The organism is Alienimonas chondri, assembly GCF_013036045.1.
In the GTDB taxonomy this organism is placed as follows: domain Bacteria; phylum Planctomycetota; class Planctomycetia; order Planctomycetales; family Planctomycetaceae; genus Alienimonas; species Alienimonas chondri.
Genome location: NZ_WTPX01000028.1, coordinates 1 through 16,091 on the forward strand (window position 1 = coordinate 1; position 16,091 = coordinate 16,091).

A 16,091-nucleotide genomic window follows, 5' to 3' on the forward strand; every position below is an offset into this window, starting at 1 on the left:
GCGGGAACGGAAGGGGGAAGGTGCCCGTTCATTCGCCCCCTCCCTCATCACCTCATCCCCTCTCCCCCGCAATGACGCCCGAGGAAACGCTGCTGCACGATTCGATCAACCTGCCGGCCCCGCCGGAGGCGATCGGCGTCTACGAACCGATCGTGCGGTGCGGGAACCTGCTATTTCTCTCCGGGCACATCGCCCCGCCGGCGGACCCCCGGTTCGTGGGCCGGGTGGGCGACGACGTGACCTTGGAGACGGCTCAGAAGGCTGCCGACTACGTCGCCCGGCAGATGCTGTCGACGGTCCGCATGGAGGTCGGGAGTCTGGACCACGTGCTGCGGCCAGTGAAGGTCACCGGATTCGTGCAGTGCACGCCGGACTTCCGCGACGTGCCGAAGGTGATCAACGGGTTCAGCCAGATGCTCACGAAGGTCTTCGGCGGACAGGGCCGCTGCGCCCGCAGCGCCGTCGGCGTCGCCAGCCTCCCCGCGGGCGTCTGCGTCGAGGTCGAAGCGATCTTCGAAGTGAAGCCGAACACGCCGCGCTGAGCATCGAGCCGAGCGCCCCGAACGGCCTGCCGATTGCCCGTCCCTCCGCGGAGCGGTATCGTCACATCAGTTGGTTCCAATCGGTCTTCTACCAGGCTGCTCGTGTGTTTCATGCGTCCCGTACGGCGTTCGCCGCGGCGTTGATCCTCTGCGGGTGCGCGATCGCTTCGGCGGGCGACTCGGCGGTCCACAGCGGCGCCGAACGTCGGTTCTTGACGGAGGTCGCCCCGGTTCTGGCGAAGCGGTGCCTGGAGTGCCACGGGCCGACGTCGCGGCAGGGCGGGTTCGATCTGTCGCATCGGGACCGGCTCGCCGTCGGGGGGACGAGCGGCGTCGCGGTGGTCGCGGGGAAGGCGAACGACAGCCCGCTGTGGCAGTACGTCGAATCCGACGCCATGCCCCCGGACGGCCCGCCGCTTTCAAAGGCAGAGAAGCAGATTCTGAAACGCTGGATCGACGCCGGCGCCGCCTGGCCGGAGGACGAACCCTGGGCGGTGCTGCACGAAGCCGACGCCGCGGCGCTGGGCGCCGGTTGGGTGCGTCGACTGACGACCCCGGAGTACGTCGCCAGTGTGAAAGCGGCGCTGGGCGTGGATCTCGCCGCGGACGCCGCCCGCTTGCTGCCCCGCGATCTGCGGGCCGACGGCTTCCACAACACGGCGTACAACCTCTCGGTCGATCTGGCCCACGTGGAGGCCTATGCGGAACTCGCCCGCCTCGCGGTGCAGCGGGCCGATCTGCCGACGGTTCTGAAGAAACAGGCGCCGGGCAAACGCCTCGAAGACCGCATCGCCGCGCTCGGCACGACCGTGCTGCGGGGGCCGCTGTCGGAGGAGGAGACCAAAGCGTTCGGAACCGTCGCGGACGCCGTCGCCGAGGCGGGCGGGGACGAGACGGAGGCGCTGGGGTACGTGCTGGAAGCGATGCTGCAATCGCCGCGGTTTCTCTATCGGCTCGAAACGCAGCGCGGCGACGGGGGCACGCGGCCGGTCGAGGGGTACGAACTCGCCGCGCGGCTCAGTTACTCCCTGTGGGGCGCCCCGCCGGACGCCGAACTGCGAGCCGCCGCCCAGCAAGGCGAGTTGAACGGTTCCCCCGCCGGCCGCACGGCGGTCGCGGAGCAGGTCGCCCGCATGCTGGACGATCCCCGGGCCCGGGAACGCTCCGCCCGGTTCGCTCATGAATGGTTGAACCTCGATCGGCTCGACGCCCTCTCCCCGGCGAAGGAATTGTTCCCGGATTGGAACCCCGCCCTCGCCGCCGACATGCGTCGGGAGACGCTCGCGTTCTTTAACCATATCGCTTGGCCCCAATCCGATGGGAATGACGGCGGCGCCGGCGCCCCGCCGTTGACGGAGTTACTGACGGCTGGCGTCGCGTTCCTCACGCCCCGCCTCGCGGAGCATTACGGGTTGGAATGGAAGGGGTTCGAGAACGCCGTCCTGATCCCTTCGCCGGAGCCGGCGGGCGTCGTCGCCCTGTACGATTTCTCGGGCGAAGGGGACACGGTTCGAGACGTCGCCGGCCCGTTGAGCGCGAACCCGGGGGAGCCGCTGGACCTCGTCATTTCCAGCGACTCAAAGGCCCGCCGCGTCGCGGGGGGGCTGAAGATCGACGGCCCCTCGCAGATCGCCTCCCCGCAGCCGGCGAAGCAGCTGACCGACGCCCTCAAAGCGACCGGGGAGATCACGATCGAAGCGTGGGTCACCCCCGCGAACGCCAGGCAAGACGGCCCGGCCCGCATCGCGACGCTGTCCGGCGGGTCGTCGGTACGAAACGCCACGCTCGCTCAGAACGGGAAGAAGTACGACGCCCGCTTGCGGACCACCGTCAACACCGACCGCAACGGCATGCCCTCGACGAACACGGACGACGCCGTTCGCGATGATCGGCCGACTCACCTCGTCTTCACTCGCACCAAGGCGGGCCTCGCCCGGTTGTGGGTCGATGGGTCCATGGAGGGGAACCGCAACACCGAAGGGTCGTTCGACAACTGGGACGACGGCTTTCGGTTCGCCCTGGCCGGGGAGATCGGCGACGCCCGCCCGTGGCTCGGCACGCTGCACCGCGTCGTGCTCTACGATCGGGCGTTGACGGAGCCGGAGGTCGCGGAGCGGGCCGCTTCGCCGTGGCGGGTCGATCTCAGCGACGAACCGTCGCGGGCCGGGCTGCTGACGCAGGGTTCGACGCTGACCGTCGGCGGGGACGAGGCCAGCACCGTCACCCGCGGATTGTTCATCCTCCGCGATCTGCTGCTGGGCGACGTGAACGATCCCCCGCCGGGCGTCGACACCACCCCGATCCCCGCGGAGCCGGGGCTGTCCGCACGGGCGATCGCGGAGAAACGGCTCGCGGACGCCTCCTGCGGGGGCTGTCATGTGCAGTTTGAACCGTTCTCCTTCGCCTTCGAGCGGTACGACGGCCTCGGCTCCTATCGCGAGAAAGATCATCACGGCAACGCCCTGCGCTCCGAGGGCACGATGCGATTGCCCGGCGCCGGCGGGGAGACCCGCTTCGAATCGACGAACGAATTTCTCGCCCTGATCGCCTCCAGCGAAGCGGTCCGGCGCGGGCTGACCCGCAAGCTGACGCAGTTCGCCCTTGGTCGTCCGCTGACCGCGGCGGACGAACCCGCGGTGCAAGCAATCCACGACGCCGGCTGGGCTGACGACGCCCCGTATGGTCGCGGTTCGTATCGCTCCCTGATGAGCGCCCTCGCGACCAGCGACTTGATGACGACCGCCCCCACCGAACCCGCCCCGCCTCAACCCGCTTCCGACCGGAGCACCCGATGACGCCGCAATCCGCCACCTCCCGCACGCCGTTGCCGCGGCGCTCCGTCCTTCGTTCGTTGGGAACCGGGATCGGGGCGGTGGCGATCGGGCTGCCCTTCTTCGAGGAGATGCTGGGGGCGAAGGTCGCCTCGGCGGCGCCGAATCTCGCCGCCAAGCCGACTGCCGAAGGCGGCGTGCCGGCGCGGGCGTTCAACGTGTTCTTCGGGCTGGGCATCCCGGCGCCGGTTCAGGCGGAGGCCACGAAGAACGGGCGACTGGAAGGGGTCCTCGAACCGCTGGCACCGCTGGCGGACAAATTGGCGGTGCTGAAGAACGTCGACCAGGTGCGATGCGACGACCGAGGCATCAACGCCCACTTCGACGGGGCGAGCGGCGCCTTCACCGCGGAGCCGCCCGACGGCGACGCGAAAAGCGGCGGGCCGAGTATCGATCAGCTGATCCGCAACGCCGCCCACCCGGGCGGCCGCACGCCGGACGGCGTCATTCCCACGCTGGTCGCCGGGACGTATTTCCGCCGCAGCCGGATCAGTCGCTACGTGCACAGCTACCGGGAGAACGGCACGGTCGCCGCTCCGATGCAGGAGAGTCCCGGAGAACTGTTCGCCCGGGTGTTCGGCGCCCAGGCGGGCAGCGACGGCAGCGGGGTGCCGATGGACCCGCGGCGCCGCCGGCTCACCCGCAGCGTGCTGGATGCTGTGCAGCAGCAAACGAAGTTCCTCGCCGGCCCCCGCGGCCCGTTGGGCGCGGCGAGCCGGGAGCGATTGGCCGATCACCTCGATCGCGTCCGCGAGTATGAGCGCCGCACCCTCGCCTTCGAGGATGAGAAAGCCGCGAAGCTCGCCGCCGGCCCCGCGCCGCCGCCCGAATCGAAGCTCCGCCACGGCGCTGATGCCGACCCTGGCGGCGAGGGCATCGACATCACCCTCGCGGATCTCACCGGGGAATGGCGCCTCGTCGCGGACCTCTATTCCCACGCGATTCTCACCGATCGGGTACGGTTCGGTTCGCTGACCTACCTCGCCGCCGGAGAACGGATTCGCCTCACCGGCGACTACGAATACGACGGCCGCAAGATCTTCACGTTCGACGACAAGAAGCAGCACGGCAAAAGCGGCTCCGGCGGTTGCAGCCACGAGTGGTGGCACAAATTCCGCGAGGACAAGCCGAACGAAGCCCTCAAAGCGCACGCCCATCTGAAGATGCGGGAGGTCGCCTACTTCCTCAGTCAGTTGGCCGGGGAGGAGGCCGTCGAGGCCAACGGCAAGACCGTGCTGGAGAACGCCCTGGTGACGATCTCCACCGAGTCCGGCGACGGCCGTCACAACGACGTGAAACGCGAACTGAGCGGCGTCTTCCACGCGATCACCGGCGCCGGCGGGCGGTTCCGCACCGGCGGCGTGCTGGACGTCGGGGCGGAGGGAATCGACGTCTACAACACCCTGCTGGCGGGTATGGGCGTGGATCGCCGGCTCGGTCCGCAGAACCGGCAGGGTCGTTCGATCGATGCGTTGCGAACCTGAAACTTACCGGCGAGATCGGTGGTGACGGAATGATCCGTCCCGTTGTAAGAGCGTGACCTAGGGTCGTTTCGCCCTACTCGCTCCCAACGTAGACGCCATCGTGGTCGCCACACTCGCCCCCGCCCGTTCCGCCTGTCAGGCCGGATCGACTTCGCCCGTTCGGCTCGCCGAGACGGCGACGCCGGGGCGGCTGTTCACGAACACGCAAATCCGGCGTTCGGAGCTGCTCGCCGCGATGTCCACCGCGTTGGACCTCACCGAGGGCCAACCGGCCGGGCACGCCGCGCGCAGTTGCCTGATTGCCTCGAAGCTGGCGGTGAAGCTCGGCCTGCCCGCTCTCGATCGGGCCGACGTCTTCTACGCGACGATGTTGAAGGACCTCGGCTGTAGCTCCAACGCCGCGAAGATGACCTGGCTGTTTGGCGCCGACGACCGCACCGTCAAACACGACATCAAAACCGTCGACTGGCGGCGGGCGCAAAGCAAATTTCAGTTCGTGAACGCCCACGTCGCCCCCGGCGCCGGGATGTTCACCCGGGTGATGCGGTTCGCCGCGCTCGCCCGCAGCGGCTCACGCGGGGAGAAGGCACTCGTCGAAACCCGCTGCGAACGCGGCGCGGACATCATGCGGGAACTGCGCTTCCCGGAGTCCGCCGCCCAAGCCGTCCGGCACCTCGACGAGCACTGGGACGGCGGCGGACATCCCACCGGGGCGAAGGGGTTTGAGATCCCGGTCGCCGCCCGGCTCGCCGGCCTCGCTCAGACGGTCGAAGTCTTCCTGAACACCCTCGGCGCCCGCGGGGCGATCGGCGTGGCCGAATTGCGTCGCGGCACCTGGTTCGAACCGAGCCTTGTCGATGCGCTCGTCGACCTCGCCGACGATAAACCGTTCTGGGATCGGCTCTCCACCGTCGATCTGCAGGTTCAGTTGGCGGAGTTCGAGCCGGCGGACAGCGTCCGCGTGACGGACGAAGACGAACTCGACCGGATCTGCGAAGCGTTCGCGAAGGTCGTGGACGCCAAAAGCCCTTGGACCCACAAGCACAGCGAGGGCGTGGCGAACATCGCCGTCGGCATCGGGGCTGAACTGGGCCTGCCGCCGATCATGCTCCGCGACCTGCGGCGGGCCGGCTTGCTGCACGACCTCGGCAAGCTGGGCGTATCGAACATGATCCTCGACAAGCCCGGCCGCCCGACCGACGCGGAGTACGCCGAGATCCGCAAGCACCCGGAGTACTCGGAGCAGATCCTCAACCGCGTCCACGACTTTAAACGCGTCGCGGACGTCGCCTGCGCCCACCACGAACGCCTCGACGGCCGCGGCTACCACCACCGCACCACCGGCGACCACCTCCCCACGGAGGCTCGCCTGTTGGCCGTCGCCGACGTCTGCGAAGCCCTCACCGCCGACCGCCCCTACCGCGACGGCATGCCCTGGGAGAAAACGAAGTCGATCCTGCGGAACGACATCGGCAGCGCCTTCTGCGGCGACTGCGTCGAGGCGTGCGAATCCTGGCACGACAAGACGACGATCACCCCGCGGATCGAAGCCCAACTCGAAGAGATCGAACGCCTCGTCGGGTCGATCGTCTGAGAGTTCAATCGTTCGACGGACTCTGCGGACGGAGGTCGAGACACACCATCTCGACCTCCGTGCGCAGCAACAGCCGCCCGCCGGAGAAGGCGGGGGTCGTGTAGCCCTGCCCGTCGATCACCGGATCGGTCGCCCGAGCCGCGACGCGCGGCTCCGTCGGGTCGATCTCCAGCGCCGCCAGCCGACCGCGTTCGCCCAACGCGATCAAGTGGCCGTCCACGGCGAGGAGATTGCCCCGTCGCAGGTCGTCGTCCCACAGCCAAGTTAGCTCGCCGGTCGCCAGATCCAAACAGCGCAGCTTCTGCTGCTTGTTGAGGTTCGAACCGAACCCGTAGACGAAGCCGTCCGCCGCGACGAGCGAGTTGTACTGCGGATCGAGGCCGCGCCGGTTTCGCCAGAGTTCCGTCAGGGAACCGTCCGGCTCGATGCGGGCCGCCATGCAGCCCGCCGTCCGACCGCTGGGCCCGCTGCCGACGAAGAGCACGTCGCCCCAGACGGCCGGGCTGACGGCGTTCATCGCGTCCACAGTTCGCAACTCGAACGGCAGGGAACCCAAATCCTCGCCCGTCGCGAGGTCTGCGATCAGCAGGCGGGTCTTCATCAGCGCCGCGACGAACCGTCGGCCGTGGGCCTCGACGATCAGCGGCGTCGAATAGGACTCGCGGGCGTCGATCGCCTGCCAGACGGTCTCGCCGGTCTCGCCGTCGAGGCAGGTGAGCCCGGTCCCGGGCGCCGTCCCCCCGGTCGCGATCAGCACGCGCTCGCGGCCGTCGGACTGGAAGACGACCGGGCTGGTGGACGAGGCGAACGGCTTCTCGGCCGGTTGGGTCGCCGCGGCGAGATCCCGCGACCACCGCGGCTCGGCGGAGTCAAAGTCGACCGCCCGCAGCGTGCCTGCGGCGCCGTGGGCATAGATTCGACGCTGCCCGTCGGCGCCGCGCACGCCGATCGCGGGCGTCGCGTACGGGGCGCCGCTGTGACCGGGATAGTCCGATTCAAATCGAGCGGGCACGTCTACCACCGGCCCCGGCTCGCCGGTGTCCAGATCGAACCACGCCAGTCGCTCGACCGGCTCCTCGCCGCCCAACGCCGCGGCGCTCTCCGAGTAGGGGCCGACATCCGGCCCGACGCGATGCAGCAGGACGACCGTCCCGTCGGCGATCACGGGGCAGGCATAGCCCGTGCCGCAGGGAACCCGCCAGGCGACCGGCGGGCCGGCGTCCGGCCAGTCCCAGTCCAAACCCTGGTCCGCCGCGACGTTCCGGCCCCCGGGGCCATGCAGATTCGGCCACTCGCCGGGGGGCGCCGCGTCGGACGGGGCGTTCGTGCTGACAGGGTCGGCGGCGCGATCGACCTCCGCCGCGGGTTCAGGGCCGCAACCGATCAGCGGGACGGCGGCGATCAGCAGCGAAAGCGAGCGACGCATGAACGGTCCGAAGGCGAATTCCCAACGGAGAGCATGCCCGGCGGCGTGATCGACCGGAAGCTGCGGCGCCCGGTCGAAACGATCTTCAACGGGTCTTCACACGGGAGACCTCATAAAGCAACACGCCGGCGGCGACCGCGGCGTTCAAGCTCCCGACGGGGCCGGTGGGCAGACGGAGCCGCACGTCCGCGAGGGCGGCGATCTGCGGGGAGACGCCCCGCCACTCCGCCCCGACGACCAACGCCAACGGCCGCTCCGGCGTCGCGGCGAGATCCGCCTCCCACGGGCCGACCGCATCCCCGGAGAGCGTCGCCGCGGCGATCCGCACGCCCTTCGCTTTCAGTTCCTTCAGCGTCTCGGCGAGATCCGGCACGCGGGCGATCGGCGTCGCCCCGACCGCGCCGGCGCCGCTGTGGACCGCTCCCGCGGACACTCCCGCGGCGCCGCTGGCGGGCAGCAATACGGCATCCGCATCGAACTCCGCGGCGCTGCGGAGAATCGCCCCCAGATTGTGCGGATCCTGCACGCCGTCCAGCACGACGGTGAGCGTGGGCGGCGTCCGCAGCAGCCCGGCAGCGTTTGCGTAGGGGAAGGGCGGCATCTTCGCGGCGAACCCCTGATGGTCCGCCCCGCCGCACAGCTTGGTGAGATTCGCCGCATGCGAGGCGATCACCGGGATACCGCGGTGTTCGCAGGTGAGGGTGATCTCGTCCGCGGCGCCGGGATCGGCCGTCTCCGCGATGCGGACCTCATAGGGATCCCACCGTACGCGAAGCACGCCGGCGACCGCGTGCCGTCCGCGGACCCAACACTTCTGATGATTACCGAGGAGCGGACTTTTGGGCACGAGCGGCCTGAAACGAAGCGGGAACGAAGGGGCGACTAGCGCGGGGCGGGGAGCAGACGGCCGAACGCCACGAGGTCGACGTTCCCGCCGCACAGGATCACGCCGACCCGCTGGCCGGCGAGATCCGGCGACGCCGCCGCGACGGCCAGCGTGACCGCGGCGCTGGGTTCGACGACCAGCTTGGCCCGCTCCATCGTATGTCGGGCGAACGCGACGATGCGCTCCTCCGGGGCGGTGCGCACGTCATCGATCAGCCGTTTGATGATCGGCAGGTTCCAGCGCCCCAGACAGGTTTGCAGGCCATCGCCGACGGACGGGGCGCCCGTGGTCGGCAGCGGCTCGTCATCCGGCCAACCGGCGGCGAACCCGCGGGCGGCGTCGTCGACCAGTTCCGGCTCGCAGCCGATCACCCGCACGTCGGGGTTCGCCGCTTTCACCGCCAACAACGTCCCGGCCGCCAGCCCTCCCCCGCCGATCGGGACGAGCACGACGTCGAGATCCGGGCGGTCTTCGATCAGTTCCAAGGCGCTGGTGCCCTGCCCGGCGATCACGAACGAGTCGTCGGAGGGATGAATGGAGACGGCGCCCTCCGCTTCGACCCGGTCCGCGGCGGCTTTGCGATCGGCGAGCGTCGGCCCGCATTCGATCAGCCGTCCGCCGGCGGGGTTCGCCGCGAGATACGACTCCACGGCGGCCCGCTTGGTGCGGGGAGCGTTCTCCGGCACGACGATCGTGCACGGGATGCCGGCCCCGTCGAACGCTTGCCCGGCGGCCCAGGCCAACGCGGCGCCGTGGTTCCCGGATGATTGCGTGACCACGCCCCGGCGGGCTTCGTCCGGCCGTTCCTCACACAACTGCAGGACCGCGTTCAACGCTCCGCGGGCTTTGAACGAGCCGGTTCGCTGGAACGTCTCGCATTTCAGAGCCAGGCGCGGCGGCTCCGCTCCCGCGGCGCACAGTGCGTCGAGTCCCCGACAGGTCAGAACCGGCGTCCGTACGATGGACGCCCCGATCCGGGCGGCGGCGGCCGCGACGTCCGCGGGAGAGACCGGCAATCCGTCGAACGCGTCGGCAAACTTGGGCGCCTCCTGTCGGCCGGGGGATTGCATCGTGCGGAGGCCGGTTGTGGGGGCGGGAAACGGGCTCGTACACTACCGACGCCCCGCCCGCTCCGCAGTCCGACCGGCGTTCGCCGGTCGCCCCGCCCGCCGGCCGAACCCGCACCGCTTGCCGATGGTCCATCGACTCCCCCCCCTCGCCCCGGCGCTGCTCGCCGCCGCGCTCCTGTTCCCCGCTCCGGCGACCGCTCAAGAGGCGGAACCGAAGCCGGAGCCGGCCCCGGCCGAAGCGACCAAACCGGTGCCGGACCCGGCGCTCGAAGCCGCCGTCCGTGAGGAGCTCCGGCTCGCCGACGACAAGGAGTTGAAGGCCGACGACCTGCGAAACCTCTATTTCCTGCGGGCGCCGGACGCGGAGGTGAAGTCGCTGGACGGTTTGGAGCGGTGCGTGAACCTCTCGCTGATCGACCTGTCCGGCAACGCGATCGAAAGCCTCGACCCGCTCGCCTCGCTGACGAACCTGCAATCGATCGATCTGTCCGGGAACGCGATCACGTCGCTCGACCCGCTCTCCAAGCTGACCGGCTTGCAGTACCTCAAGCTGGACGACAATCAGGTGACGGATCTCACGCCGCTGGTGGCATTGGAGCGGCTGTCGGCGCTGTATCTGGCCGACAACAAAGTCACGAACCTCGGCCCGCTGGAGAACCTTGAACGACTCACCTCGCTCGATCTGGCGAACAACGGCGTGACGGACGTCGGACCGCTCGCGGGACTGAAATGGCTCAGCACGGTGACGCTGACCGGCAATCAAATCACGGACATCACCCCGCTGGCCGGACTGACCGACCTGCGGTTCCTGATCCTTAAAGATAACAAGGTGACCGACCTCGCCCCGCTGGCCGCCGCGGCGACGGAGGACGCCGCCGGTCCGAAGCGGTTCGCCCCCTACTTGCAGCTCTATCTGGCCGGCAATCCGCTGGGGGACGCGGCGGCCAAGCAGATCGAAACGTTGAAAGCGGCCGGCGTGCGGGTCACGTTGAACGAACCTCAGGACGAACCGGGCCCGACCGATGAGTGACGCCGCCGTCGCCGCCTCGCCCCCGGCCGATTCGCTCCACGCCGACCCCTTTGAAAGCGGCGCCGCGCCGCCCGAAGCGGACGCCGAAGAACCGAAACGTCGCACGCCCACGGAGGCGGACCGCATCGCCGCCGCGGTGCGGGCACTGAAGACCCGCGGCACGCCGCATCAGGTCCGCGCTCGCCTGATCGCCGCCGGTTGCGACCCGGATCAGGCGGACAAGATCGTCAACCGGGCCCGGACCCAGTTGCTGACCGACAGCCGTCGGCTCGGCGCCCGGATCGCGGAGATAACCGTGATCGTGATGTGCGGATCCTTGCTGTTGCTGTTCCTGCCCGGCGGGGAGGTGTTTTGCGGCATCGTCCAGGTGGTCGGCATGATCGTGCTGGCCGTCGCGGCGCTGGTCTGGCTCAGCGGCGTCGGCGGCGACTGATGCCCGAAGGTCACAAGGTTCATCACCTCGCCGCCCAGCACACGGCCGCGTTCGGCGGGCAGGCGTTGGCAGTGACGAGCCCGCAGGGGCGGTTTCATGCCGGGGCGAGGGCCGTGGATGGGCGAGAGTTGGGATCGGTCACGGCGGTCGGCAAGCATCTGTTCTACTGTTTCCGCGACCCCGGCGGGGCGACCGCCGTTCGCGGCGGCGACCCGGACGAGCCGCGGGTGGTGCATATCCACCTCGGACGCTACGGGAAGTTCACGCCGCTGACGTCTCCCGTACCGGAAGCGGTCGGCTCCGTGCGCGTGCGGATGACGCGCTGTGACGGCGGAGCCGCCCCGCTCCCGCCCATCCCCGGCCAGAAGAACGTGGGACCGGTGACCGGCTTCGATTTGCGCGGCCCGACCGCCTGCGAGACGATTACCCCGAACGACGTGCGGGCAATCCGCGACCGGCTCGGTCCCGATCCGCTCGCCTTGCGAACGGGAGATAAAGCGACGGTCCGCGCCGCCTTCGCGAAATCGAAGAAGCCGGCCGGGGCGCTGATCATGGATCAACCGGTCGTCTCCGGCGTGGGCAATATCTTCCGGGCCGAGATCTTCTACGAACTCAAGATGGATCCGACCCGCCCGGCGAGGGACTTGAGCGACGAAGAGTTTGACGCCCTCTGGCAGGTGACGACGCGACAGATGAGGACCGGACTGAAGTACGGCAAGATCGTGACCCGCACCGCCCGCGAGGCCGGTCGGCCGCGGGAGGCGCTGAACGGCCGCGATCGTTTCCGCATCTATCGGCAGGAGCGCTGCCCGACATGTGGCGACGAGACCTACAAATGGGACCTCGGCGGCCGGGCGATGTACGCCTGCCAGCGGTGCCAGGGGATATAGTGGTCCGTAGTGGCAGGCTTCAGCCTGCCCAGTCGTGCGGCAGGCGATGCAAACCACTACTGTCGACCTCGTGAGATATCCCGTCGACAGCCGTCCCATTGAGAGGAACGACGCTCTAATTGCGGAGCGTGTCCGCCGCGGTTTGCCGTGGCACGCCCCGCCTCACCCCGATTGCGAGGGCGGGTGGTTCCTCATTACGGCGGCCTGTTATCGACATCGGCGTCATTTCTCCGCGCCTGCGGAATTGACGGCTCTAACGCGCCGCCTGCAAGAAGCTGTCGCGAATGCGGGTTGGAACTGCGGCGGATGGGTCGTGTTGACGAACCATTATCACTTGATGGTAAATGTGCCGTCGCTCGAACCGGTCGGGGCGGCGCTGGGACGGGTTCACGGACGGTCCGCCCGATATGCCAACGAGCGCGACGGGACGCCAGGCCGTAGGGTTTGGTACCGCTACTGCGACCGGAGAATACGCAGCGAGCGACACTTCGCCACCTGCCTGCATTATCTCTTTCTCAATCCGGTCAAGCATAGGTATGTCGACGATCCGCAAGAGTGGCGATGGTCCAGTTTACACGAGTGATTGACGGAGAACGGCGAAGAGGCCTTCCACGATCTGCAATCGGAATACCCGCTGCGAGAATTCGGCCGCGGATGGGATGATTGACGCTCGTTCGGATCGATCTGCCTCAAGCGACCGCGTGCGCTTGACTCTCTGGAACGTTCACTTTGTTCGACGGGGCAGGCTGAAGCCTGCCACTACGAACCGGTCTCCCAAGGCGTCGAGCCTTCAATCAACGGAATAAAGCTCTTCCCCAGCCGCCCGTTGTAGTTGCCCGCACGGATCAATCGCAGGCCGGGCGTCTCTTTGGCGGCGTCGATGGCGGCGTAGGTGGCGGCGGCGACGCTCTCCAAATCGCGGCCGTTAATGATGATTTCCTGAATCGATTTCACCCCGTCCGGGACGAGGCTCTTCTCGCCCAGTTTATCTTTTAATGTCGGGCACCACTCCGCGAAGGTGCTGGCGATCAGGAACTTATAGTTCGACCCCGCTTTGCTGGCCGAGCCTGCAAGGCCGCCCGGGAAGGGCGCGATCACGCCGTCGCACTTCGACACCGCGGCGACCGCGGCGGCGCCGGCGTCGAGGGCGGCGTCGGCCGATTCGCCCAGGAACCAGAGGTTCCCGCCCATCACGCCGTCGCGAAAACCGAAGTTTCGGTCCATCACGAACTCACCGCCGAGAATGGGTATTACCCAGACGGCGCGGCCGAGGCGTTCGGCTTCGAACTCGTGCCCGTCGCCGAAGTAGGCGATCTTTCGGCCCAACGGGATCGACCGCCCGGCGGCGATGTCCTCCGCCATCGGGCTGAACGCCGACGCGGTGGGGCAAGTCAGCACGTTCTGGCTGACGCGCTTCAACAGCGATTGATAGAGAGCCTCCTCGCGGTCCTTGCGGAAGCGGGGGACGTGAAATTGCAGCACGGCCCCGGGCCGGCCGTCGGGGGTGTCGGCCGGATCGACGAACGAAGCGACGCCGGCTTCGCAGTCGCACAGAATCGTGCTGCTCGCGTGCCCCGTCGCGTTCGCGCAGGCGTGATCCAGCCAGGTCTTGTCGCGGGCGGTGACCAGCACCTCCGCGAACAGACTGCGAAAGGCTTCGGCGTAGGTGTCTTCGATCGGGGCGGACATGCGTCTGATCGTAGACGCCCCTCACGCCGAACGCATGCGTTCGGGTCGCGTCCGCCAGAGCACGACGCCGCTCCACAGCGCCGCGGGCAGCAGGACGTACCAGAGGGAAAGGTCCAGCGACGTCAGCGATTCGCCGCGTCGCGGGTTGTCCGCTCGGGTGGGAAACCGGGCGAGGACGCCCTGCGAGGCGTTTCTCCGTTCCAGCAGAAGACCACGCTGGCGGTCGCCCCAGTACCAGCCGACCGGACCCTCCCGGGGATATTCCAACCCCGCAGGCACGACGGCCGGGGGAAGCGGGTGAGCGACGCTCAGGCGAACGAATCGCGGGTGCGATGGAGAATAGGCGTCGCGCCTCAGATCCATCGACAAACGCGTTTCACCGAAGGACTGCCCTGCATTCTTCGTCCCTCCCAACCAAAGAAGTCCGGCGCCGAGCAAGCCGAAGGTCACCGCCCACGGACGCACGGCCCGCCGCCATCGACCGAACGGCTTGGGGAGCGGCCAGCCGTGGCGCCACGCTTGCCCGATCCGCACCAACGTCCAGAGCAGCGGCGCGAGTAGAAACCACACGATGCCGACCGTGGCGTCAATTGTTTTCCATGCCGTGGGAGCCGTCGCGTTCGCAACTCGACTGCTGAACCGTGGTCCCTGGAAGTCGTATTTCCGCGAGAGCGACAAACCGACAAGGGGGGCGTCGATCTCCCACACCCAATCGGGCTTCGGCGGGGGGGCGTAGTACCCTCGAATAGGCAGGTGGAGATCCCTTCGAAGATATTGCTGCGCGAGTTCGTCACTGGAGGCCGGGCCGTCGAACCCGATCTCGACGCTTCGCAGGTGGGCGGCGTGAATCCCCGACGGCCGATCAAGCGACACGCTGAACGCCGCGTGGCGTTCCACCGCGAGAATCGCTTCCTCCTCCTCGGTCAGCGTGCGTTCGCCGCGGCCCGCGCCGGAGAGCTCGGGAGCCGGGGGCGTCTGGTAGATCTGGCCCGGGAACGTCGCGATCAGAGTGCCGAGGATCGCCGACGCCCAGCCCCAAGGACCGAGCAAACGCCCCAACGCTAACCGCACGCGAGCGGCGGTCGTGACGGGGCAGGCGGGCGACTCGTCGGTCATACCCGCGAGCCTATCGCGGCCGGCTCACCGGCGGGCGTCGACGACGAAGCTGGGGCTGCCGGCGGGGCGGAGGATCGGGGCGTATTTCAACTTGCGATAGCATTTCGCCACGCCGGCCGGGTGGATATCGATGCCGAGGAAGCTGTCCACGGAGCCGGTATCCGCGGGGAGCACGAAGTTCGCCTCGCCGTACAGGCTGCAATAGTCGTTCAACGGTGCCCGGAAGTCCGCTCCGAACACCGGGGCGGTGGAGAGGTGTCGGTCGTCCGTGGCGACGAGCGTCATCTCCTCGTGACCTTCGCTCACGCCGCCCCAGATCGTCGTGTAGGCGCCGCTTTCGTATTGGTGACGCCAGAACAGGTTCAGCTGGCTGATCGCCTGTAAGCGAACCGGCAGATCGAGGGGGGCGACGACGCCTTCTTCGCCGCGATCGTTCTTCGTGCCCCAGACGCCGATCTCGTCGCGGGCGGTCATATTGACGCCGACGCGGCCGCGGAACTGCGTGAGGGTCGAGCGATCCCACTGGTCCTGATAGAGCGCATCGTAAACCAGGCTCCAGTTCCAAAGTTCGTTCTTCTGGAACAGGCCCGCTGTGGTGAACAACTGGCCGCGGTCGGTGTCGACGGCGACGGATTCAAATACGCGGACAGCGTCGTCCTGATAGGTGCCGGCGACGCCGATCTGGGCGCCGAGGTTCGCTGCATCCACCAATGCGAAGCCGTAGTTCGCCGCGAGGCGACCGCCGAAATGCGCGTTCACGCCGAGATCCTGCGGCTGCTTGGAGCCGCTGATCCCGCCGAACAGCGTCAGCGTCTCCGCCCAATCGCCGGCGACGACCGGCGGCGGCAGCCAATCCGGCGGGAGGCCGTCCTGCGTGGCGTACGCCTGGGGCACATAGGCCGGAGCATAATCCTGAGCGATTGCGGCCCCGGGCAGGGACAGGAGGACCGTGAGGGCGAGGCGGAGCATCACAGACAGACGAAGGGGAGCGAGCGCAGCCGGGACGCCGGCCTATTCCCCGATCGGACCGCAACGGTTCTCCCGATCAGGAGAAATGAAACGCCCGCGCCGCATCCTTGGGAACCGAACTTGGGAGCCGA

The 16,091-nt window shown here is 68.6% G+C and carries 14 protein-coding genes; 8 read left to right on the forward strand and 6 right to left on the reverse strand.

Features of this window, described 5'->3' with window-relative positions:
* From LzC2_RS06290 to LzC2_RS22130, 4 genes are all read left to right on the forward strand, one after another.
* Positions 1 to 542 (forward strand): RidA family protein (locus tag LzC2_RS06290; protein WP_206678584.1); only part of this gene is annotated, 542 nt, incomplete at its 5' end.
* Between the two features lie 104 nt (positions 543 to 646).
* Positions 647 to 3,337: a DUF1592 domain-containing protein gene (locus tag LzC2_RS06295; protein WP_171184917.1), complete on the forward strand. Its 2,691-nt coding sequence runs from the start codon at positions 647 to 649 to the stop codon at positions 3,335 to 3,337.
* A complete protein-coding gene (locus tag LzC2_RS06300; RefSeq protein ID WP_171184919.1) occupies positions 3,334 to 4,857 on the forward strand; it encodes a DUF1552 domain-containing protein in 1,524 nt (507 codons plus the stop codon). The genes LzC2_RS06295 and LzC2_RS06300 overlap by 4 nt, the downstream gene beginning before the upstream one ends.
* A gap of 100 nt (positions 4,858 to 4,957) precedes the next feature.
* Positions 4,958 to 6,451, forward strand: coding sequence for an HD-GYP domain-containing protein (locus tag LzC2_RS22130; RefSeq protein ID WP_171184921.1), 1,494 nt, complete (start codon positions 4,958 to 4,960; stop codon positions 6,449 to 6,451).
* 4 nt (positions 6,452 to 6,455) lie between these two features.
* Here LzC2_RS22130 and LzC2_RS06310 read toward each other — a convergent pair whose 3' ends face one another.
* The 3 genes from LzC2_RS06310 to LzC2_RS06320 form a co-directional block, all read right to left on the reverse strand.
* Entirely contained in the window at positions 6,456 to 7,877 is a 1,422-nt protein-coding gene (locus tag LzC2_RS06310) for an outer membrane protein assembly factor BamB family protein (protein WP_171184922.1), read from the reverse strand.
* Positions 7,878 to 7,962: 85 nt separating this feature from the next.
* Positions 7,963 to 8,724, reverse strand: coding sequence for a TrmH family RNA methyltransferase (locus LzC2_RS06315; RefSeq protein ID WP_171184924.1), 762 nt, complete (start codon positions 8,722 to 8,724; stop codon positions 7,963 to 7,965).
* Between the two features lie 35 nt (positions 8,725 to 8,759).
* Entirely contained in the window at positions 8,760 to 9,833 is a 1,074-nt protein-coding gene (locus LzC2_RS06320; protein WP_171184926.1) for a pyridoxal-phosphate dependent enzyme, read from the reverse strand.
* A 124-nt stretch (positions 9,834 to 9,957) separates the two neighbouring features.
* Between LzC2_RS06320 and LzC2_RS06325 the strand changes: the two genes are divergently transcribed.
* The 4 genes from LzC2_RS06325 to LzC2_RS23010 are packed head-to-tail and all read left to right on the forward strand — an operon-like array spanning position 9,958 to position 12,769.
* Positions 9,958 to 10,863 carry a leucine-rich repeat domain-containing protein gene (locus LzC2_RS06325; RefSeq protein WP_171184927.1) on the forward strand — a complete coding sequence of 302 codons (906 nt, stop codon included), beginning with the start codon at positions 9,958 to 9,960 and terminating at the stop codon, positions 10,861 to 10,863.
* Positions 10,856 to 11,296 carry a hypothetical protein gene (locus LzC2_RS06330; protein WP_171184929.1) on the forward strand — a complete coding sequence of 147 codons (441 nt, stop codon included), beginning with the start codon at positions 10,856 to 10,858 and terminating at the stop codon, positions 11,294 to 11,296. The genes LzC2_RS06325 and LzC2_RS06330 overlap by 8 nt, the downstream gene beginning before the upstream one ends.
* A complete protein-coding gene (locus LzC2_RS06335; protein WP_171184931.1) occupies positions 11,296 to 12,186 on the forward strand; it encodes an Fpg/Nei family DNA glycosylase in 891 nt (296 codons plus the stop codon). The genes LzC2_RS06330 and LzC2_RS06335 overlap by 1 nt, the downstream gene beginning before the upstream one ends.
* A 46-nt stretch (positions 12,187 to 12,232) precedes the next feature.
* Complete coding sequence (locus tag LzC2_RS23010; RefSeq protein WP_414636411.1) at positions 12,233 to 12,769, forward strand: REP-associated tyrosine transposase; 537 nt, start codon at positions 12,233 to 12,235, stop codon at positions 12,767 to 12,769.
* Between the two features lie 176 nt (positions 12,770 to 12,945).
* Here LzC2_RS23010 and fhcD read toward each other — a convergent pair whose 3' ends face one another.
* The 3 genes from fhcD to LzC2_RS06350 are packed head-to-tail and all read right to left on the reverse strand — an operon-like array spanning position 12,946 to position 15,960.
* The gene (fhcD, locus tag LzC2_RS06340; protein WP_171184933.1) at positions 12,946 to 13,875 is read right to left on the reverse strand and encodes a formylmethanofuran--tetrahydromethanopterin N-formyltransferase; all 930 of its coding nucleotides are present in this window, start codon (positions 13,873 to 13,875) and stop codon (positions 12,946 to 12,948) included.
* A gap of 21 nt (positions 13,876 to 13,896) precedes the next feature.
* Positions 13,897 to 14,991: a hypothetical protein gene (locus LzC2_RS06345; protein WP_171184936.1), complete on the reverse strand. Its 1,095-nt coding sequence runs from the start codon at positions 14,989 to 14,991 to the stop codon at positions 13,897 to 13,899.
* Between the two features lie 24 nt (positions 14,992 to 15,015).
* Positions 15,016 to 15,960, reverse strand: a complete 945-nt coding sequence (locus LzC2_RS06350; RefSeq protein WP_171184938.1) for a DUF6666 family protein — start codon at positions 15,958 to 15,960, stop codon at positions 15,016 to 15,018.
* Between the last annotated feature and the right edge of the window lie 131 nt (positions 15,961 to 16,091).